Origin of the sequence: Pseudomonas sp. GW460-12-10-14-TSB1, from assembly GCF_017349775.1 — a bacterium.
Taxonomy (GTDB): domain Bacteria; phylum Pseudomonadota; class Gammaproteobacteria; order Pseudomonadales; family Pseudomonadaceae; genus Aquipseudomonas; species Aquipseudomonas piscium.
In genome coordinates this window covers 33,183-52,773 of sequence record NZ_JACNAC010000002.1, presented here as the reverse complement: position 1 = coordinate 52,773, position 19,591 = coordinate 33,183, and the positions used below count along the sequence as shown (strand labels likewise).

General features: G+C 62.1%; 18 protein-coding genes. 10 read left to right on the top strand and 8 right to left on the bottom strand.

Going from position 1 to position 19,591, the window contains the following annotated elements:
* Positions 1-6 precede the first annotated feature (6 nt).
* Entirely contained in the window at positions 7-1,242 is a 1,236-nt protein-coding gene (locus tag J4D52_RS01735; protein ID WP_102676163.1) for a sterol desaturase family protein, read from the top strand.
* Here J4D52_RS01735 and J4D52_RS01730 read toward each other — a convergent pair.
* Positions 1,223-1,855 (bottom strand): DedA family protein, encoded by a 633-nt coding sequence (locus J4D52_RS01730; protein ID WP_007926712.1) that lies wholly within the window; start codon positions 1,853-1,855, stop codon positions 1,223-1,225. The genes J4D52_RS01735 and J4D52_RS01730 overlap by 20 nt on opposite strands.
* A gap of 207 nt (positions 1,856-2,062) precedes the next feature.
* Between J4D52_RS01730 and hemB the strand changes: the two genes are divergently transcribed.
* Entirely contained in the window at positions 2,063-3,076 is a 1,014-nt protein-coding gene (hemB, locus tag J4D52_RS01725) for a porphobilinogen synthase (RefSeq protein ID WP_102676164.1), read from the top strand.
* 18 nt (positions 3,077-3,094) lie between these two features.
* A complete protein-coding gene (gene ppk1 / locus J4D52_RS01720; protein ID WP_009046131.1) occupies positions 3,095-5,314 on the top strand; it encodes a polyphosphate kinase 1 in 2,220 nt (739 codons plus the stop codon).
* A gap of 124 nt (positions 5,315-5,438) precedes the next feature.
* On the opposite strand, the gene ppx is transcribed toward ppk1, so the two are convergent.
* The 5 genes from ppx to J4D52_RS01695 form a co-directional block, all read right to left on the bottom strand.
* Positions 5,439-6,941, bottom strand: coding sequence for an exopolyphosphatase (ppx, locus tag J4D52_RS01715; protein WP_102676165.1), 1,503 nt, complete (start codon positions 6,939-6,941; stop codon positions 5,439-5,441).
* A gap of 217 nt (positions 6,942-7,158) precedes the next feature.
* Entirely contained in the window at positions 7,159-7,896 is a 738-nt protein-coding gene (locus J4D52_RS01710; RefSeq protein WP_102676166.1) for an amino acid ABC transporter ATP-binding protein, read from the bottom strand.
* Entirely contained in the window at positions 7,883-8,533 is a 651-nt protein-coding gene (locus tag J4D52_RS01705) for an amino acid ABC transporter permease (RefSeq protein ID WP_053281366.1), read from the bottom strand. Before J4D52_RS01705 ends, J4D52_RS01710 begins: the two co-directional genes overlap by 14 nt.
* Positions 8,530-9,198, bottom strand: coding sequence for an amino acid ABC transporter permease (locus J4D52_RS01700; protein WP_102676167.1), 669 nt, complete (start codon positions 9,196-9,198; stop codon positions 8,530-8,532). Before J4D52_RS01700 ends, J4D52_RS01705 begins: the two co-directional genes overlap by 4 nt.
* A 21-nt stretch (positions 9,199-9,219) precedes the next feature.
* Positions 9,220-10,005, bottom strand: coding sequence for a transporter substrate-binding domain-containing protein (locus tag J4D52_RS01695; RefSeq protein WP_025807077.1), 786 nt, complete (start codon positions 10,003-10,005; stop codon positions 9,220-9,222).
* A gap of 254 nt (positions 10,006-10,259) precedes the next feature.
* On the opposite strand from J4D52_RS01695, the gene J4D52_RS01690 reads away from it, so the two are divergent.
* From J4D52_RS01690 to J4D52_RS01665, 6 genes are all read left to right on the top strand, one after another.
* Positions 10,260-10,958, top strand: coding sequence for a FadR/GntR family transcriptional regulator (locus J4D52_RS01690; RefSeq protein WP_025807078.1), 699 nt, complete (start codon positions 10,260-10,262; stop codon positions 10,956-10,958).
* A 126-nt stretch (positions 10,959-11,084) separates the two neighbouring features.
* On the top strand, positions 11,085-11,414 hold the full coding sequence (trxA, locus tag J4D52_RS01685) for a thioredoxin TrxA (RefSeq protein ID WP_003206727.1): 330 nt from the start codon (positions 11,085-11,087) through the stop codon (positions 11,412-11,414).
* A gap of 247 nt (positions 11,415-11,661) precedes the next feature.
* Entirely contained in the window at positions 11,662-12,921 is a 1,260-nt protein-coding gene (rho, locus tag J4D52_RS01680; protein ID WP_007926725.1) for a transcription termination factor Rho, read from the top strand.
* A 140-nt stretch (positions 12,922-13,061) separates the two neighbouring features.
* Positions 13,062-14,528: a 4-hydroxy-3-polyprenylbenzoate decarboxylase gene (gene ubiD, locus J4D52_RS01675; protein ID WP_053263060.1), complete on the top strand. Its 1,467-nt coding sequence runs from the start codon at positions 13,062-13,064 to the stop codon at positions 14,526-14,528.
* Positions 14,528-15,496 (top strand): CDP-6-deoxy-delta-3,4-glucoseen reductase, encoded by a 969-nt coding sequence (locus J4D52_RS01670; RefSeq protein WP_025807080.1) that lies wholly within the window; start codon positions 14,528-14,530, stop codon positions 15,494-15,496. Before ubiD ends, J4D52_RS01670 begins: the two co-directional genes overlap by 1 nt.
* Positions 15,497-15,717: 221 nt before the next feature.
* Positions 15,718-16,365 carry a gamma-glutamylcyclotransferase gene (locus J4D52_RS01665; protein ID WP_025807081.1) on the top strand — a complete coding sequence of 216 codons (648 nt, stop codon included), beginning with the start codon at positions 15,718-15,720 and terminating at the stop codon, positions 16,363-16,365.
* Here J4D52_RS01665 and glpT read toward each other — a convergent pair.
* Positions 16,362-17,711: a glycerol-3-phosphate transporter gene (gene glpT / locus J4D52_RS01660; protein WP_025807082.1), complete on the bottom strand. Its 1,350-nt coding sequence runs from the start codon at positions 17,709-17,711 to the stop codon at positions 16,362-16,364. The genes J4D52_RS01665 and glpT overlap by 4 nt on opposite strands.
* Positions 17,712-17,982: 271 nt before the next feature.
* Entirely contained in the window at positions 17,983-18,960 is a 978-nt protein-coding gene (locus J4D52_RS01655) for an NADPH:quinone oxidoreductase family protein (protein WP_102676168.1), read from the bottom strand.
* A 158-nt stretch (positions 18,961-19,118) separates the two neighbouring features.
* Here J4D52_RS01655 and J4D52_RS01650 point away from each other — a divergent pair, with 158 nt between their 5' ends.
* The gene (locus J4D52_RS01650; protein ID WP_025807084.1) at positions 19,119-19,526 is read left to right on the top strand and encodes a flagellar basal body-associated protein FliL; all 408 of its coding nucleotides are present in this window, start codon (positions 19,119-19,121) and stop codon (positions 19,524-19,526) included.
* Positions 19,527-19,591: the final 65 nt, after the last annotated feature.

Genomic DNA, 19,591 nt, shown 5'->3' with positions numbered 1-19,591 from the left:
CGTGTCATGAATTTCATTCTTTATGCGGTGCCGTTCTTCTTTGTGCTGATAGCCCTCGAGCTGCTGGTCGACCGCTGGCGGGGGGTGAACAACTATCGGGTCGCGGACGCCATCAACAGCCTCAGTACCGGGGCCTTGTCGACCACCTCCGGGCTGCTGACCAAGGGCGTCGGCCTGGTGACCTACGCCTTTGCCCTGGAACACCTGGGGCTCTTTACCCTGTCGGTTGAGAGCGCCTGGGTCTGGGTGTTCGCCTTTGTTCTCTACGACTTCTGCTACTACTGGCTGCACCGCATGGGCCATGAGCGCAACATTCTCTGGGCGGCGCATTCGGTGCATCACCAGAGCGAGGACTACAACCTCTCCACGGCATTGCGCCAGACCAGCACCGGCTTCCTGCTGAGCTGGATCTTCTACCTGCCGATGGCCGTGCTGGGGGTGCCGCTGCTGGTGTTTGTCAGCGTTGGGGCGTTGAACCTGCTGTATCAGTTCTGGGTGCACACCCGGCATATTCCCAAGCTCGGCTGGTTCGAATGGTTTTTCGTCTCGCCGTCCAATCATCGGGCCCACCATGCACAGAATGCTCTCTACATGGATCGCAACTACGGCGGCGTGTTCATTATTTGGGACCGGCTGTTCGGCACCTTTCAGGAAGAAGACGATAACGAGCCGGTGGTCTTCGGCGTGACCACGCCCCTGGCCAGTTGGAACCCGGTGTGGGCCAACCTGCAATTCTATGCCCAGTTGCTGGACGATGCGCGGCGTACCGAGCGCTTGTGGGACAAGCTGCGGATCTGGTTCATGCGTACCGGCTGGCGCCCGGCGGATGTGGCGGCCAAGTACCCGCTGCGCAAGCCGGACCTGAGCCAGTTCCGCAAGTTCGAGGTGCCGCTGGATGCCTGGCAGCAGGCTTATGTGGTGTTGCAGTTCACGGTATACGCGGCTTTCGGCAGCTACCTGATGAACCTGGGCGACAGCCTGCCGGTCGCGGCCCTGGTGCTGGGCTGGAGCGCCATGGCCTTCGGTCTGTTCGTGCTGGGAGTGGCGCTGGAGAATCGCCCGTGGGCGCTGAAGATGGAGTTGCTGCGGCTGGCGTCGAACCTGCCGCTGGTGTGGCTGGCGCCCCTGGTCGGGCTGTGGCCGGCCAGCGCCTTGGGCTGGGTCGGCCTGATCAGTTACAGCCTGCTCAGTGGCATTGCGCTTTACTGCTACCGGGGCCGCCTTACTCGACTGGCGTCTTAGACTTGCAGCAATCGCTCTGCTCGTTCTGCTTGACCTGTTCGGCTTCGTAGATCGCCTTGGCCAGCCGCGCATTCTTGAAGCGGCGACGCAGCCACAGGGCAAAGCCCAGGACCAGCAAGGCGCCGAGCACCCACAGTTCGTATTTCTTGATGCTGCCCAGCATGCCTTCGAGCACGGCGCCGAAGTGATAGGCCGCGGCGGCCAGGGCGGCGGCCCAGATCGCGGCGCCAATGCCGTTGAGCAACAGATAACGTCCCGGTGGATACCCCGACAGGCCGATGGCCACCGGCATCACGGTGCGCAAGCCGTAGACGAAACGGAAGCTCAGCACCCAGATGTCCGGATGCTTGCGGATATGCTCCAGCGCCCGATCGCCCATCAGTTGCCAGCGCGGCTTGCGCGCCAAGAGCTTGCGCCCGTGCTTGCGTCCCAAGAAGTACCACAGCTGGTCGCCGGCATAGCTGCCGAAGAAGGCCACGACCACCACCAGGTTGATGTCCATGTATCCGCGAAACGCGAGGAAACCGGCCAGGACCAGGATGGTCTCGCCTTCGAAAAATGTGCCGAGAAAGAGGGCGAAGTAGCCGAATTCCTGAAGAAATTGTTGGAGCATTGTCTGGATGCTGGCGAAATGAACGCGCAGCCTAACCCTTCGAGCCCATGGAGGAAAGTATCCAAATGTGTCTCGACGTGAACAAATGCTGGCTGGACAATAGCTGCGACTACCGGTCACAGGGTTAAGCACAACTGTCATCCGTTCGTCATAATGGCCGCTTATAACTGTCACGCTCGCCCGCCTGTGCGGGCTCAGGAGTCTGTCGTGAGCTTTACCCCAGCCAACCGTTTGTTTCCTGCCACTCGCCTGCGCCGCAATCGTCGTGATGATTTTTCTCGTCGTCTGGTTCGTGAAAACGTCCTGACCACCGATGACCTGATCCTGCCGGTATTCGTGCTCGACGGTGAGAATCGCCGGGAAGCGGTGGCGTCGATGCCAGGCGTCGAGCGCCTGACCATCGACCTGCTGCTGGAGGAAGCGGCGAAGTGGGTGGAGCTGGGGATTCCCGCGCTGGCGTTGTTCCCGGTGACGCCGGCGCAGCTCAAGTCGCTGGACGCCGCCGAAGCCTGGAACCCGAACGGCATTGCCCAGCGCGCCACCCGCGCGCTGCGTGAACGTTTCCCGGAGCTGGGGGTGATCACCGACGTGGCGCTCGACCCGTTCACCACCCACGGCCAGGACGGCATCCTCGACGAAGAAGGCTATGTGCAGAACGACATCACCGTCGATGCGCTGGTCAAGCAAGCCCTGTCCCATGCCGAAGCTGGCGCCCAGGTGGTAGCACCTTCGGACATGATGGACGGCCGCATCCAGGCGATCCGCGAAGCCCTGGAGCTGGCCGGGCACGTCAACGTGCGGATCATGGCCTATTCGGCCAAGTACGCCAGCGCCTATTACGGCCCGTTCCGCGATGCGGTCGGCTCGGCGCTGAACCTGGGCAAGGCCAACAAGGCTTCCTACCAGATGGACCCGGCCAACAGCCACGAAGCCCTGCATGAAGTGGCCGCCGACCTCGCCGAAGGCGCGGACATGGTCATGGTCAAGCCAGGCATGCCGTACCTGGACATCCTTTTCCGAGTCAAAGATGAATTCAAGGTGCCGACCTTTGTCTATCAGGTCAGCGGCGAATACGCCATGCACATGGCGGCGATCCAGAATGGCTGGTTGAGCGAAGGGGTTATCCTCGAATCCTTGACCGCCTTTAAACGCGCGGGTGCCGATGGCATCCTGACTTACTTTGCCGTTCGTGCTGCTCAATTGTTACGAGAGCAAAAATAGCCCTCCCAGGAACACGCGATGAATACCGAAGGACTCACTGAAGTTGCCGTAAAAGAAGCTCAACCTGTGGTCGAGCAGGTCGTTGAAACACCACCGGAGCTGGAAGCCCCGCCGGTGCAAGCGGACGCACCGCATGTGGCGATGCCGACCCTGGTCATCCCGAGCCTGGATGACAGCAGCCTGTATATCCATCGCGAGCTGTCGCAACTGCAGTTCAACATCCGTGTGCTGGAACAGGCGCTGGATGAGTCCTACCCGTTGCTGGAGCGCCTGAAGTTCCTGCTGATCTTCTCCAGCAACCTGGACGAGTTCTTCGAGATCCGCGTCGCCGGCCTGAAGAAGCAGATCACCTTCGCCCGTGAGCAGGCCGGTGCCGATGGCCTGCAACCGCACCAGGCCCTGGCGCGTATCAGCGACCTGGTGCACGGTCATGTCGACCGCCAGTACGCGATCCTCAACGACATCCTGTTGCCGGAGCTGGAGAAGCATCAGGTCCGCTTCATCCGTCGCCGTTACTGGACCACCAAGCTCAAGACCTGGGTTCGTCGTTACTTCCGCGACGAGATCGCGCCGATCATCACCCCGATCGGCCTCGACCCGACCCACCCGTTCCCGTTGCTGGTGAACAAGAGCCTGAACTTCATTGTCGAACTCGAAGGGATCGACGCCTTCGGCCGCGATTCCGGCCTGGCGATCATCCCGGCGCCGCGCCTGTTGCCGCGGATCATCAAGGTGCCGGAAGAAGTCGGCGGCCCTGGCGACAACTATGTATTCCTCTCGTCGATGATCCACGCCCACGCCGATGACCTGTTCCAGGGCATGAAGGTAAAGGGCTGCTACCAGTTCCGCCTGACCCGCAACGCCGACCTGGCGGTGGACACCGAGGACGTCGAAGACCTGGCCCGCGCCCTGCGCGGCGAGCTGTTCTCCCGTCGTTACGGCGACGCGGTGCGTCTGGAAGTGGCCGACACCTGCCCGAAACACCTGTCCGACTACCTGCTCAAGCAGTTCAACCTGAGCGAGACCGAGCTGTACCAGGTCAACGGTCCGGTGAACCTGACGCGCCTGTTCAGCATCACTGGCCTGGACAGCCATCCGGAGCTGCAATACACGCCGTTCACCCCGCAGATTCCCAAGCTGCTGCAGAACAGCGAGAACATCTTCAGCGTGATCAGCAAGCAGGACATCCTGCTGCTGCACCCGTTCGAGTCCTTCACCCCGGTGGTCGACCTGCTGCGTCAGGCAGCCAAGGATCCGCACGTGCTGGCGGTGCGCCAGACCCTGTACCGCAGCGGCGCCAACTCGGAAATCGTCGATGCGCTGGTGGATGCGGCGCGTAACGGCAAGGAAGTCACCGCGGTGATCGAGTTGCGCGCGCGCTTCGACGAAGAATCCAACCTGCAACTGGCCAGCCGCCTGCAAGCGGCCGGCGCGGTAGTGATCTACGGTGTGGTCGGCTTCAAGACCCACGCCAAGATGATGCTGATCCTGCGTCGCGAAGCCGGCGAGATCGTGCGCTACGCCCACCTGGGCACCGGTAACTACCATGCCGGCAACGCCCGCCTGTACACCGACTACAGCCTGCTGACGTCCGACGACGCCTTGTGCGAGGACGTCGGCAAGCTCTTCAGCCAGTTGATCGGCATGGGCAAGACCCTGCGCATGAAGAAGCTGCTGCACGCGCCCTTCACCCTGAAGAAGGGCATGCTCGACATGATTGCCCGGGAGACCCAGTTCGCCCTGGACGGCAAGCCGGCGCACATCATCGCCAAGTTCAACTCGCTGACCGATCCGAAGATCATCCGCGCGCTGTACAAGGCCAGCCAGTCGGGCGTGCGCATCGACCTGGTGGTGCGGGGCATGTGCTGCCTGCGTCCGGGGATCGCCGGCGTGTCGCACAATATCCATGTGCGCTCGATCATCGGCCGCTTCCTGGAGCACACCCGGGTGTTCTACTTCCTCAATGGCGGCGAGGAGCAGATGTTCCTCTCCAGCGCCGACTGGATGGAGCGCAACCTCGACAAGCGCGTCGAGACCTGCTTCCCGGTCGAGGGCAAGAAGCTGATCCTGCGGGTCAAGAAGGAGCTGGAAAGTTATCTCACCGATAACACCCACAGCTGGAGCCTGCAGTCGGATGGTCGCTACATCCGCAACACGCCGACCGGCAACCAGAACCCGCGCAGCGCCCAGGCCACATTGCTGGAGCGCCTGAGCAACCCGGTGCTGGCGGTGCGTTAAGCACCTCAGGTGCCGCGACACAAAATAAAAAGGCCAGCCCGAGCATCGGGCTGGCCTTTTTATTTTGTGTCGCGGCTGGCGAGGATGGTAGGGGCCGGCTTGCCGGCCGGCTCCTACGCAGGGATCAGCGCACGTTGAGAATGATGCCGACCCGGGTCAGCCACTCCGCTTCCAGGGCGAAGTCGGCCTGGGTCAACTGGTTCTCGTCCAGCCAGTTTGCCGGGAACATCACCTCCAGGCTGTCGCCGGCGGCGTGCAGCTTCACCTGGGGCATTTCCTGGGTACCGCGGATGTGGTGGAACAGGATGGCGAAACGCAGCAGCACGCACAGGCGGATCAGCTTGCTGCCTTCCTCGCCGAATTCGGCGAACTTGTCCTTGGGAATGTTGCGGCGGTGGCCGCGTACCAGTAGCGCGAGCATTTGCTGGTCTTCGCGGGAGAAACCGGCGAGGTCGGAGTGTTCGATCAGGTAGGCGCCGTGCTTGTGGTACTGGTAGTGGGCGATATCCAGCCCCACTTCATGGACCTTGGCGGCCCAGCCCAGCAGTTCGCGCCAGACGCCGTCCTCCAGGTCCCAGTCCGCGGCCACCTGGTCGAAGGCGTGGAGCGCCTTGCGCTCGACCCGGGCAGCCTGTTCCAGGTCGACGTGATAACGCTCCATCAGCGAGCCAAGGGTGCGCTCGCGCACGTCTTCGTGGTGATGGCGGCCCAGCAGGTCGTAGAGCACGCCTTCGCGCAGGGCGCCTTCGCAGTGGTCCATGCGCTGCAGTTCGAGGGCGTCGAAGATGGCTTCGAGAATTGCCAGGCCGGCGGGGAAGATCGCCCGGCGATCGGGCTTGATGCCTTCGAAGTCGATTTTCTCCACGTCGCCCAGCTTGAACAGCCGGCGCTTGAGCCAGGCCAGGCCTTCGGCGTTGACTTCGCCACTGCCCTGACCGCCGGCCTTGAGCGCCAGGCCGATGGCGCGGATGGTGCCCGAGGAGCCGATGGCTTCATCCCAGGTCAGGCGATGCAGGGCGTGTTCGATGCTCATGATTTCCAGGCGCGCCGCGGTGTAGGCCTGGGCGTAGCGTGCCGGGGTGATCTTGCCGTCGCGGAAATAACGCTGGGTGAAGCTGACGCAGCCCATCTGCAGGCTTTCGCGCAGCAGCGGCTCGAAGCGCTGGCCGATGATGAATTCGGTACTGCCGCCGCCGATGTCGGCGACCAGGCGCTTGCCCGGGGTGTCGGCGAGGGTATGGGACACGCCCAGGTAGATGAGGCGGGCTTCTTCACGACCGGAGATGACTTCCACCGGGTGGCCGAGGATCTCTTCGGCGCGGCGGATGAATTCGCCGCGGTTGCGGGCTTCGCGCAGGGCGTTGGTGCCGACGATGCGCACCGCGCCCAGGGGCATGCCGTTGATCAGTTGGGCGAAGCGCTTCAGGCAATCGAGCCCGCGCTGCATGGATTCTTCGTTGAGTTGACGGTCTTCATCGATCCCGGCGGCCAACTGCACCTTTTCACCGAGCCGCTCGAGAATGCGGATTTCATTATGGTGAGCCTTGGCCACGACCATGTGAAAGCTGTTGGAGCCCAGGTCGATGGCGGCGATCAGGGACAGATTCTTGGCTTGGGATTGCGGCATGGTTTGGGGGTCTCGGTCGATAACCTTGCCATCCTGCCACGATCAATCGCTCGCGCCAACGCGCAGCAGTGGCCGAAGACGCGATCCTTGATGCAACGCAGGCAAAAGTGCCGAGCGCTGTGCGATCGATCGCGGGCAAGCTCGCTCCTACAGGGGCATACGGACTTTTATAGGAGCGAGCGTGCTCGCGAAATAATCCGGCAGGCGCCGCGGAATCTCAGCCCACCGCCTCATTGGTCCCGATAAAATTCGCCAGCTCCGGCGTCTGCGGGTCGGCGAACAGCACTTTCGGGTCGCCCACTTCATGCACCTTGCCCTGGTGCATGAACACCAGCTTGTCGCCCACTTCCCGGGCAAAACGCATCTCGTGGGTCACCATGATCAGGGTCATGCCGTCCTTGGCCAGCTGGCGCACCACGCTGAGGACTTCGTTGACCAGTTCCGGGTCCAGGGCCGAGGTGATCTCGTCGCACAGCAGCACCTTGGGTGACATGGCCAGCGCCCGGGCAATCGCCACCCGCTGCTGCTGGCCGCCGGACAGGCGGTCGGGGAAGGCGTCGAACTTCTCCTCCAGGCCGACCCGTTTCAGCATCTCCCGCGCCAGTTCGGCGGCCCTGGCCTTGGGCACCTTCTGCACCACTTGCGGGGCGAGCATGACGTTTTCGCCGACGGTCAGGTGCGGGAACAGGTTGAACTGCTGGAACACCATGCCGACCTTCTGCCGCAGGCTGCGCAGGTCGGCGCGGGCGGCGTCGAGGTATTCGCCATCGACTTCGATGACCCCGTCGTTGATCGATTCCAGGCCGTTGAGGGTGCGCAGCAAGGTGCTCTTGCCCGAGCCGCTGCGGCCGATGATCGCCACCACCTGGCCTTCCTCGATACTGAGGTCGATGCCCTTGAGCACATGATGGTCGCCGTAATATTTATGCAGGGCGGAAATTCTAAGCAGAGGCATGCAGTCTCCTTTCCAGGTAGCGCGCACTGAGGGACAGGGGGTAGCACAGCAGGAAGTAACCGAGCGCCACCAGGCCGTAGACCATGAAGGGCTCGAAGGTGGCGTTGGCGAGCATGCCGCCGGTCTTGGTCAGTTCGGTGAAGCCGATGATCGAGGTCACCGCGGTGCCTTTGACCACCTGCACCGAAAAGCCCACGGTGGGCGCCACGGCGATCCGCAGCGCCTGCGGCAGGATCACATGGCGCAGCTGTTCATAAGGGTTGAGCGCCAGGCTGGACGAGGCCTCCCACTGGCCGTTGGGGATCGAGTCGACGCAGCCGCGCCAGATCTCCGCCAGGTAGGCGCTGGTGAACAGCGTCAGGGCGATGGCCGCCGCCAGCCAGGGCGAGATATCCACCCCCAGCAGGGCGATGCCGAAGAACACCAGGAACAGCTGCATCAACAGCGGCGTGCCCTGGAATAGCTCGATGTACAGGCGGGCGAAATGGCTGGGGAAAGCCTTCTTGGAAATGCGCAGGGTCATGACCAGCAAACCGATCAGCCCGCCGCCGACAAAGGCCACCAGCGACAGCAGCAGGGTCCATTGCAGGCCAGTCAGCAGGTTGCGCACGATGTCCCAGAAGCTGAAATCACTCATTGGCTGCTCCTCGCGATATAGCGGTGCCCGACCCAGTTCAGCAGCTGCCGGATCAGCAGGGCCATGCACAGGTAGATCAGCGTGGTCAGGGTGTAGGTTTCAAAGGCACGGAAGTTGCGCGACTGAATGAAGTTGGCGGCGAAGCTCAGCTCCTCGGTGGCGATCTGCGAACACACCGCCGAGCCGAGCATGACGATGATGATCTGGCTGCTCAGGGCTGGCCACACCTTGCCCAGCGCCGGCAGCAACACCACGTGGCGGAAGGCTTCCATGCGGGTCATGGCCAGGGCCGCCGCGGCTTCCAGCTGGCCACGGGGAATGGCTTGGATGCCGGCGCGGATGATTTCCGTGGAGTAGGCGCCCAGGTTGATCACCATCGCCAGCACCGCCGCCTGCCACTCGGAAATCTGCAGCCCCAGGGACGGCAGGCCGAAGAAGATGAAGAACAGCTGCACCAGGAACGGGGTGTTGCGGATCAGCTCGACGTAGACGCCGAAGATGGCCGAGAAGGGCTGGATCTTCCAGGCCCGCACCAGCGCGCCGACTATGCCCAGGCCGACCCCGAGCAGCGTGCCGATAGCGGTCAGCTCAAGGGTGAACAGGGCGCCGCGCAGCAGCAGGCCGGTATTTTCCAGCACCGGTAGAAAGTCGAACTGATAAGCCATGGATAACCTCCGCGACCGCGATCAGAGGCCAGCCGGCAACGGCTGCTTGAGCCACAGCTGGGCGTTCTTTTCCAGGCTGCCGTCGGCCTTGGCGGTGGTGAGGATCTGATTGACCTTGTCCAGCAGCTCCGGCTGGTTCTTGTTCACGCCGACATAGACCGGGGAATCCTTGAGCTTGACCTTCATCGCCGGGATGCGTTTCGGGTTGCGCTCGCTGATGGCGACCATCACCACGTTGCCGCTGGCGATCAGGTCGACCTGGCCGGCCAGGTAGGCGGCGATGGTCGAGTTGTTGTCCTCGAAGCGCTTGATGGTCACGCCTTGCGGGGCCACGGCGGTCAGCTCGATGTCTTCGATGGCGCCGCGGGTGACGCTGATGGTCTTGCCCTTGAGGTCGTCGAGGGTGGCGACCGGCGCCTCGGGTGGGCCGAAAACCGCAAGATAGAAGGGCGCGTAGGCCTGGGAGAAGTCGATGACCTTCTCGCGCTCCGGATTCTTGCCGAGGCTGGAGATCACCAGGTCGACCTTGCCGGTGGTCAGGAACGGAATGCGGTTGGTGCTGTTGACCGGGGTCAGTTCGAGTTTGACCTTGAGTTGGTCGGCCAGCAGTTTCGCGGTGTCGATATCCAGGCCGCGGGGTTTCATGTCCGGACCGACCGAGCCGAACGGCGGGAAGTCCTGGGGCACGGCCACCTTGAGGGTGCCACGGGCGACGACATCGTCCAGGCCACTGGCGTGGGCGGGCGTCTGACTCAGCATCAGACTGGCAAACAGGGCAGAGAGCAGGGCGCTGAAACGCTTGGTCATGGCAAATCTCCGGATTCACGGGAAGTGATTTCTGCGCAGCGACACAGCACAGGCCGTGCCAAACGCCGGAAAAAGCCCTGGAGCGCTGGGTTTTGCTGGTCTTGTTCGGTCTTACTGGTCTGAACAGTTGGTGGCTTGCCTGCCCCCTTATCGAGCGTCCGGCAATGCGCCCGAACCCCCTTGGGGCACGACTTGCCGGGCTCGGCGAATAGCTTTACAACTAGCTTTTTCCTGGACCGGCCAGCCTGAATTTTATGAACTCGATCTCCCGCGCCGTACCCGAGGTGGCGCTGCAAGCCATCCGCCAATTGATCACTGAGCGCGGTTTCGGCCCGGGCGATGCGCTGCCGTCGCAGCGCGATCTGGCCGTGCAACTGGGGGTTAGCCGGGCCTCGTTGCGCGAGGCGCTGTCATCCTTGAGCGCCTTGGGCGTGATCAGCGTGCAGCCCGGCAAGGGCGTTTTCGTGCAGGCCGCGGAGTCGCCGGTCAATGGCGTGGGGCTGAGCTGGCCGTTCGCGGCTCAGGCCTCGCCGACGGACATCTTCCAGCTGCGTTACGCCCTAGAAGGTTTTGCCGCGGGGCTGGCGGCCGTGACGCTGACCGCCGATGAGCTGGATGCGCTGCAGGACAATGTCGAGGCGATGCGCAATGAGCTGCGGGCGGCGGATTTCGAGGCGGCGGCGCGGCTGGATTTCGAGTTTCACCAGAAGATCCTGCAGGCCAGCGGCAATCAGGCAATGGTGAGCATTCTCAGCACCAGCGCCGAGATCTTCCTGGAGAGCCAGAAGCTACCGTTCATCCGGCCCGAGCGGGCCATGGAGACCTGGCAGGAACACCGCAAGATCCTGCGCGGGCTGGCCCGGCATGCCTCCGGGGCGGCGCAGAAGGCCATGCAGGAGCATGTGCGCGGCGCGGCCCTGCGCACCGGAATCGCCTTTGTCACCCCCGCATAGTTGCCAGTTGAGCTATACCCAAATTCATCGGGCACCATAGCGAGAGTCAATCAACTCCGGCTTCCTGAACGCGGGAAGGGCGGCTATGATGGGCCACGTTTTTTTGCTTACAACCTGGAGACTTCCATGAGCAGCGATCTTATCAAACACGTTAGCGACGCTAGCTTCGAGGCTGACGTACTCAAGGCCGAAGGCGCTGTACTGGTCGACTACTGGGCTGAGTGGTGCGGCCCATGCAAAATGATCGCTCCGGTCCTGGACGAAATCGCTGAAACCTACAAAGGCAAGCTGACCGTTGCCAAGCTGAACATCGACGAAAACCAGGAAACCCCGGCCAAGCACGGCGTGCGTGGTATCCCGACGCTGATGCTGTTCAAGAACGGCAACGTCGAAGCCACCAAGGTCGGCGCACTGTCCAAGTCGCAACTGGCTGCTTTCCTCGACGCCAACATCTAAGCGTCGTTGTAAATGGCATCAAAAAAGCCCCGTAAATAGCGGGGCTTTTTCATTATTCAGGGCTAGACGCTCAGAAACTCAGGTGTTACATTCGGCCCCGCACTGGTTTCTCCTCTGCCCCCTGCAAGCCGTCGCCGACGCTCTCCTTTTCGAATAAGTACGCGATCCTGTCGCCTTCTCCGCGGCGCGGCATCATTAAGCCAAAAGCTTAATTTCCCCCCTCCATAAATGATTACGTCATTCCTATATGAATCTGACTGAACTCAAGCAAAAGCCGATTACCGAACTGCTCGAATTGGCCGAACAGATGGGCATAGAAAATATGGCCCGTTCGCGCAAGCAGGACGTGATTTTCTCCCTGCTGAAAAAGCACGCTAAAAGCGGCGAGGAAATCTCCGGTGATGGCGTGCTGGAGATCCTCCAGGACGGCTTCGGCTTTCTTCGCTCCTCCGACGCCTCCTATCTGGCCGGCCCAGACGATATCTACGTCTCCCCGAGCCAGATCCGTCGTTTCAACTTGCGCACCGGTGACACCATCGTTGGCAAGATCCGCCCTCCAAAGGAAGGCGAGCGTTACTTCGCACTGCTGAAGGTCGACACGATCAACTACGATCGTCCCGAGAACGCGAAGAACAAGATCCTGTTCGAAAACCTGACGCCGCTGTTCCCGACCGTGCGCATGAAGATGGAAGCCGGTAACGGCTCCACCGAAGACCTGACCGGTCGTGTCATCGACCTGTGCGCCCCGATCGGTAAAGGCCAGCGCGGTCTGATCGTTGCTCCGCCGAAAGCGGGCAAGACCATCATGCTGCAAAACATCGCGTCGAACATCACCCGCAACAACCCAGAAGTTCATCTGATCGTGCTGCTGATCGACGAACGTCCGGAAGAAGTGACCGAGATGCAGCGCACCGTGCGCGGCGAAGTGGTCGCCTCCACCTTCGACGAACCGCCAACCCGCCACGTGCAGGTTGCCGAGATGGTGATCGAGAAGGCCAAGCGCCTGGTCGAACACAAGAAGGACGTGGTGATCCTGCTCGACTCCATCACCCGTCTGGCCCGTGCCTACAACACTGTGATCCCGAGCTCCGGCAAGGTGCTGACCGGTGGTGTTGATGCCCACGCCCTGGAAAAACCGAAGCGTTTCTTCGGCGCCGCGCGGAACATCGAAGAAGGCGGCTCGCTGACCATCATCGCCACCGCGCTGGTTGAAACCGGCTCGAAGATGGACGAAGTGATCTACGAAGAGTTCAAGGGCACCGGCAACATGGAGCTGCCTCTGGACCGCAAGATTGCCGAGAAGCGTGTATTCCCGGCCATCAACATCAACCGTTCCGGCACCCGCCGCGAAGAGTTGCTGACCGCCGACGACGAGCTGCAGCGCATGTGGATCCTGCGCAAGCTGCTGCATCCTATGGATGAAGTCGCCGCCATCGAGTTCCTGGTCGACAAGCTGAAACAGACCAAGACCAACGATGAGTTCTTCCTGTCGATGAAACGCAAGTAAGTCGAGCGGGACCGCAAAAGCCGGGGAAACCCGGCTTTTTGCTATCTGATTATTGATGAACGGCAGTTCACTGTTCTGAACAGTCGGGTTCGGCGCTAAACTGCCAGCCCCGAACGCCACGGCTAAAACGAGGCTCACGCATGCAGTATCGCGACTTGCGCGACTTTATCAGCGGTCTGGAACAGCGCGGCGAACTCAAGCGCATCCAGGTTCCGGTGTCCCCAGTGCTGGAAATGACCGAGGTCTGCGATCGCACCTTGCGTGCCAAAGGTCCGGCCCTGCTGTTTGAAAACCCCACCGGCTACGACATTCCAGTGCTGGGCAACCTGTTCGGCACCCCGGAGCGCGTGGCGCTGGGCATGGGCGCCGAAGCGGTCAGCGAGCTGCGGGAAATCGGCAAGCTGCTGGCCTTCCTCAAGGAGCCCGAGCCGCCCAAGGGGCTGAAGGATGCCTGGTCCAAGCTGCCGATCTTCCGCAAGATCATTTCCATGGCGCCGAAAGTCGTCAAGGACGCGATCTGCCAGGAAGTGGTCATCGAAGGCGATGACGTCGACCTGGCAATGCTGCCGGTGCAGACCTGCTGGCCGGGCGATGTCGGCCCGCTGATCACCTGGGGCCTGACCGTCACCAAGGGCCCGAACAAGGACCGGCAGAACCTCGGTATCTATCGCCAGCAGGTGATCGGTCGCAACAAGGTGATCATGCGCTGGTTGAGCCACCGTGGCGGCGCGCTGGATTACCGCGAATGGTGCGAGAAACACCCGGGCCAGCCGTTCCCGGTATCCGTGGCCCTGGGGGCCGATCCGGCGACCATTCTCGGCGCCGTGACGCCGGTGCCGGACAGCCTTTCCGAATACGCTTTCGCCGGCCTGCTGCGGGGCAACCGCACCGAGCTGGTGAAATGCCGCGGCAACGACCTGCAAGTGCCGGCCACCGCGGAAATCATCCTGGAAGGGGTGATCCATCCGGGCGAGATGGCCGACGAAGGCCCGTATGGCGACCACACTGGCTACTACAACGAAGTCGACAGCTTCCCGGTGTTCACCGTCGAGCGCATCACCCACCGGATCAAGCCGATCTACCACAGCACCTACACCGGTCGTCCGCCGGATGAGCCGGCGATTCTCGGCGTCGCGCTGAACGAAGTATTCGTGCCTATCCTGCAGAAGCAGTTCCCGGAAATCACCGACTTCTACCTGCCGCCCGAAGGCTGCTCGTACCGCATGGCGGTGGTGACCATGAAGAAGCAGTACCCCGGCCACGCCAAGCGGGTAATGCTCGGTGTCTGGTCGTTTTTGCGACAGTTCATGTACACCAAGTTCGTTATCGTCACTGACGACGATATCAACGCGCGCGACTGGAACGACGTGATCTGGGCCATCACCACGCGCATGGACCCCAAGCGCGACACGGTGATGATCGATAACACGCCGATCGACTACCTCGACTTCGCCTCTCCGGTCTCCGGCCTGGGCTCGAAGATGGGGCTCGATGCCACGCATAAATGGCCTGGTGAAACCACCCGCGAGTGGGGCCGGGTGATCGTCAAGGATGAGGCGGTGACCCGCCGGATCGATGCCATCTGGAATCAGTTAGGAATAGATTGATGCGTGTAACCTTGCAGCCCTCCGGAGCGGTGCTTGAGACGCTGCCCGGCGAGCGGATTCTCGATGCGGCGCGGCGCCTGGGCTATGAATGCCCGCAAAGCTGCCGCAATGGCAACTGTCATGTGTGCTGCGCCCTGCTGGTGGAGGGCAGTGTCCTGCAGGCCGGCGATGTGCGCGATCACGGCGAGTTCTACACTTGCATTGCAGAGCCGCTGGAAGACTGCATCGTGCTGTGGGATGGCGTCCTTGCGCTGGGAGAGCTGCCAGTGCGCAGTCTGTCGTGTCAGGTCACCGAGTGTCTGGAAGTCGGCGGCGATGTCTGGCGGGTCCGCCTGCGGGCGCCAGCTGGCAAGCCGCCGCGTTACCACGCGGGCCAGTACCTGATGCTCGAACGGGAGAATGGCGAGAAGTCAGCGTTCTCCCTGGCCTCGGCGCCGCACTCCGGGCGTGAGCTGGAGCTGCATGTACTGGTGCGCGAAAGCAGTGCACAAAGCCTGATCGAGCAGTTGCAGCGCAACGGCAACGTGCGCGTCGAACTGCCGTTTGGCGATACCCACCTGGCCGAGCTGCCGGACGGGCCGCTGGTACTGATCGCCGCCGGCACCGGCATGGCGCAGATGCACAGCCTGATCGAGCATTGCCGGGCCAAGGGTTTCAAATACCCGGTGCACCTGTACTGGGGCGTGCGCCGGCCGGACGACTTCTACCAGATCGAACACTGGGACGAATGGAAGAAGCTGCCCAACCTGTTCCTGCACAAGGTGGTCAGCGATCTCTGTGGCTGGGAAGGTCGCTGCGGCATGCTGCACGAGGCGGTAAGCGAGGACATCGCCGACCTGTCGGCGGTGCATGTCTACGCCAGCGGCTCGCCGGCGATGATCTACGCGACCCTGGACGCGCTGGTCGAAGCGGGCATGGATGCGCACCAGATGCGCGCCGATGTATTTGCCTACGCTCCTCGGTCCTGAGTTCTCGGGACTGTCCCTCGTTATAACTCCCTATATAGCCCATCGGTATTTATTTAATTAGATAAATGCCGGTAGGTTATATGTCACGCATTATTGAAAGTTAAAACTCTTCGATGGCACCTAACTTGCCTTGAAACACCTGAAACATATGTGTCTTGGAGTTACAGCCGTGCGTTCTATTAAGTAATTCTTTATACGCGGGGAGCCGAACGCTATTCGCCATGACAGCCATTGAATCCAGTTTTTTGAATCTGGCTTACCCGCCGCGGCTCGACCTGGGGCCGCAGCTCACCCACGAACAGCTCCTCAGCTCGATGCAGTCCACCATGGCGCGCCACAAGGGCGGGCCGGTCTGGTTATTCGCCTACGGTTCGCTGATCTGGCGCCCTGAATGTTCGGCGGTCGAGCGCATGCGCGGGCGGGTGCATGGCTACCATCGCGGTTTGTACCTGTGGTCCCATGAACACCGCGGCACGCCGGAGAAGCCGGGGCTGGTCTTTGGCCTGGATCGTGGCGGTTCCTGCAGCGGCTTCGCCTACCGCTTGCCGGAAGAACAGCTGGAAACCTCGCTGTATGCGCTGTGGCAGCGCGAGATGCCATACCCGTCCTATCGCCCGCACTGGCTCAACTGCCGTCTTGAAGACGGTAGCCAGGTTCAGGCCTTGGGGTTCGTTCTGGAGCGACACCTGCCCAGCTATGCCGGCAACCTGCCGGACCATGTGCTGAGCCAGGTATTTGAAAACGCCTGCGGGCGCTACGGCACCACTCGCGATTATGTCGAGCAGACCGTGCACGCCCTGCGTAGCCACGCCATGCCAGACCGTAATCTGGAGGCGCGGCTCAAGCGCTGTAAGTCAGCGACCCACTAAGCAACGGCTTCGCGGCTCTGGCTGGCGACCTGTTTGTGCCACAGGGTCGGGGCCAGGAAGGCCATCGACAGCAGGCAGGCGCCTACCAGCAGGACAAAACCGCCGTCCCAGCCGAAGTGGTCCACGGTGTAGCCCATCGCCGCGCTGGCCGCGACCGAGCCACCCAGGTAGCCGAACAGCCCGGTAAAGCCCGCGGCGGTGCCGGCGGCTTTCTTCGGCGCCAGTTCCAGGGCCTGCAGGCCGATCAGCATCACCGGGCCGTAGATCAGGAAACCGATGGAGAACAGCGCGATCATGTCGATGGTCGGGTTGCCGGCCGGGTTCAGCCAGTACACCAGGGTCGCCACGGTCACCAGCGCCATGAACACCATGCCGGTCAGGCCGCGGTTGCCACGAAAGATCTTGTCCGACATCCAGCCGCACAGCAGCGTGCCCGGAATCCCCGCCCACTCGTAGAAGAAGTACGCCCACGAGGTTTTATCCACGGTGAAGCCTTTGGCTTCCTTGAGGTAGGTCGGCGCCCAGTCCAGTACGCCGTAGCGCAGCAGATAGACGAAGACGTTGGCCATGGCGATGTACCAGAGCATTTTGTTGCGCAGCACGTACTTGACGAAGATTTCCTTGGCGCTGAATTCTTCTTCGTGGCTGGCGTCGTAGCCTTCCGGGTAGTCGTTCTTGTACTTCTCGATCGGCGGCAGGCCGACCGATTGCGGGGTGTCGCGCATGGTGACGAAGGCGAACAGCGCCACCATCAAGGCCACGGCGGCCGGGACGTAGAACGCCGCGTGCCAGTCGTTGAACCAGCCCATGCCGAGCAGGAACAGCGGGCCGATCAGGCCGCCGCCGACGTTGTGCGCAACGTTCCATACCGAAACCACGCCGCCGCGTTCCTTCTGCGACCACCAGTGCACCATGGTCCGTCCGCTGGGCGGCCAGCCCATGCCCTGGGCCCAGCCGTTGATGAACAGCAGGATGAACATCATGGTTACGCTGGACGTGGCCCAGGGCGCGAAACCGAAAATGAACATCACCCCGGCCGACACCAGCAGGCCGAAGGGCAGGAAGTAACGCGGGTTGGAGCGGTCGGACACCAGGCCCATGAGGAACTTGGACAGGCCGTAGGCGATGGCGATCGCCGACATGGCCAGGCCCAGCTGACCGCGGGTGTAACCCTCTTCGATCAGGTACGGCATGGCCAGGGAGAAGTTCTTGCGCAGCAGGTAGTAGCCGGCGTAACCGATGAAGATCCCGGCGAAGATCTGCCAGCGCAGGCGGCGGTAGGTACTGTCTATTTTTTCGTCAGGCAGGGGCGCCTGATGTGCGGCAGGTCGAAAGAAAGCAAACATTCAAGAGCTCCAAATTTCTTGTTTTGACTGCGGATGCGAATGTTACAGTTTCGTTACCGAAAATAGCACTGCATCTTATCCGGGAGCACGCAACACAGGAGCATTTGCATGTTCTTTTACGAACATGTCGCTTAAAGATAAGTAAGGGGCGTTTCTGGTGCCGGCGGCTGCGGCGGGGGAGAAGAACTTGCTTGCGATAAGCAGTGTGCAGTCGCCTTGCGGCTGACAGTCACTCCGTTATCTTGGGCAAGCTCCTGTAGAGCAGAAGGATTCAGCGAACCTGGACCACCACCTTGCCCACCGCCTTGCGCTGGCCAAGATCGTTGATGGCGCTGGCGGCGTTGCCCAGCGGGTAGACCTGCGAGACCAGCGGCTTCAACTTGCCTTCGGCAAACCAGCCGAACAACTGCTGGAAGTTCGCCGCGTTGTCCTGGGGTTGGCGCTGGGCGAACGAGCCCCAGAACACGCCGAGCACCGCGGCTCCCTTGAGCAGCGCCAGGTTGACCGGCAGCTCGGGAATGCGTCCGCTGGCAAAACCCACCACCAGCAGCCGGCCGTTCCAGGCGATGGCGCGGATGGCCTGGTCGAACAGGTCACCGCCGACCGGGTCGTAGATCACATCGGCGCCCTGGCCCTCGGTCAGGCGCTTGACCTCGTCCTTCAGGCTGGTTTCGCTGTAGTTGATCAACTCATCGGCACCGGCGGCCTTGGCCACCGCGAGTTTCTCGGCGCTGCTGGCGGCGGCGATGACCCGCGCGCCCATGGCCTTGCCGATTTCCACCGCCGCCAGGCCGACACCGCCGGAAGCGCCGAGCACCAGTAGGGTTTCACCCGGCTGCAGGTTGCCGCGCTGCTTGAGGGCGTGCATCGAGGTGCCGTAGGTCATGCTGAAGGCGGCAGCGGTATTGAAGTCCATCGACGGTGGAATCGGCAGGACGTTGTAGCCCGGCACCGCTACTTCCTCGGCAAAGCTGCCCCAGCCGGTCAGGGCCATGACCCGGTCGCCGACCTTGAGATGGCCGACCTTCTCGCCAACGGCGCCGACCACCCCCGCGGCCTCGCCACCGGGCGAGAACGGGAAGGGTGGCTTGAACTGGTATTTGCCCTCGATGATCAGCGTGTCCGGGAAGTTCACCCCGGCCGCGTGCACCTGCAGCAGGATTTCGTTCTTCTTCGGTACAGGACTCGCGACGTCTTCCAGCACCAGCGTTTCGGCGGGGCCGAAGGCTTTGCACAGCACGGCTTTCATCAGGGCTATTCCTTTGGGAGTGATGGCCGATAAGTGTAGGTGGGTGAATAACGCGGTCAACGAGCATGCCCCGGCCTGATAACCAGCCATAAGCTTTGTGCTTGGGCTCAGGCAGAGGGGCCTTTATGCTAGACCGCCTACCGGATAAGGAGCGAATTGTGAAAGCGTGGATCATGTTGATGCTGGCCCTGTCTCTGCCAATGGCAGCCATGGCCGAGGAAGCCAAAGAAGGCGCAGCACCGAAAGTCAGTTACATCAGCCTGAACCCACCGTTCGTGGGCAACTACGGTCTGGATGGCGGCCCCAAGCTCAAGGTCTACAAGGCTGATGTCGCCCTGCGGGTGACCGGCGATGCCGCCGCCCAGGCGGTGAGAGCCAACGAGCCGTTGATCCGCAACCAGCTGGTGGCGCTGTTCGCCCAGCAGACCACGGAAACCATGAACAACGTCGAAGCCAAGGAAAAGCTGCGCCAGGAAGCCCTGAAGCAGACCCAGCAGGTGATGAACGACGAAACCGGCAAGCCGGTGGTGGAAGACCTGCTGTTCAACAACCTGATCATCCAGTAACGCTGGATCCGTAGGAGCGAGGCTTGCCCGCGATAGCGACAGTGCAAGCTCCGCCGAATTTCAGC

What these genes read in the sequence shown, in the direction of transcription:
- trxA (WP_003206727.1), top strand. Translation starts at nt 11,085, where the DNA reads ATGAGCAGCGATCTTATCAAACACGTTAGCGACGCTAGCTTCGAGGCT.
- ubiD (WP_053263060.1), top strand. Translation starts at nt 13,062, where the DNA reads ATGCAGTATCGCGACTTGCGCGACTTTATCAGCGGTCTGGAACAGCGC.
- rho (WP_007926725.1), top strand. Translation starts at nt 11,662, where the DNA reads ATGAATCTGACTGAACTCAAGCAAAAGCCGATTACCGAACTGCTCGAA.
- J4D52_RS01665 (WP_025807081.1), top strand. Translation starts at nt 15,718, where the DNA reads ATGACAGCCATTGAATCCAGTTTTTTGAATCTGGCTTACCCGCCGCGG.
- ppx (WP_102676165.1), bottom strand. Translation starts at nt 6,941, where the DNA reads ATGCCGCAATCCCAAGCCAAGAATCTGTCCCTGATCGCCGCCATCGAC.
- J4D52_RS01695 (WP_025807077.1), bottom strand. Translation starts at nt 10,005, where the DNA reads ATGACCAAGCGTTTCAGCGCCCTGCTCTCTGCCCTGTTTGCCAGTCTG.
- J4D52_RS01690 (WP_025807078.1), top strand. Translation starts at nt 10,260, where the DNA reads ATGAACTCGATCTCCCGCGCCGTACCCGAGGTGGCGCTGCAAGCCATC.
- J4D52_RS01705 (WP_053281366.1), bottom strand. Translation starts at nt 8,533, where the DNA reads ATGAGTGATTTCAGCTTCTGGGACATCGTGCGCAACCTGCTGACTGGC.
- J4D52_RS01730 (WP_007926712.1), bottom strand. Translation starts at nt 1,855, where the DNA reads ATGCTCCAACAATTTCTTCAGGAATTCGGCTACTTCGCCCTCTTTCTC.
- J4D52_RS01700 (WP_102676167.1), bottom strand. Translation starts at nt 9,198, where the DNA reads ATGGCTTATCAGTTCGACTTTCTACCGGTGCTGGAAAATACCGGCCTG.
- glpT (WP_025807082.1), bottom strand. Translation starts at nt 17,711, where the DNA reads ATGTTTGCTTTCTTTCGACCTGCCGCACATCAGGCGCCCCTGCCTGAC.
- ppk1 (WP_009046131.1), top strand. Translation starts at nt 3,095, where the DNA reads ATGAATACCGAAGGACTCACTGAAGTTGCCGTAAAAGAAGCTCAACCT.
- J4D52_RS01670 (WP_025807080.1), top strand. Translation starts at nt 14,528, where the DNA reads ATGCGTGTAACCTTGCAGCCCTCCGGAGCGGTGCTTGAGACGCTGCCC.
- J4D52_RS01710 (WP_102676166.1), bottom strand. Translation starts at nt 7,896, where the DNA reads ATGCCTCTGCTTAGAATTTCCGCCCTGCATAAATATTACGGCGACCAT.
- J4D52_RS01735 (WP_102676163.1), top strand. Translation starts at nt 7, where the DNA reads ATGAATTTCATTCTTTATGCGGTGCCGTTCTTCTTTGTGCTGATAGCC.
- J4D52_RS01655 (WP_102676168.1), bottom strand. Translation starts at nt 18,960, where the DNA reads ATGAAAGCCGTGCTGTGCAAAGCCTTCGGCCCCGCCGAAACGCTGGTG.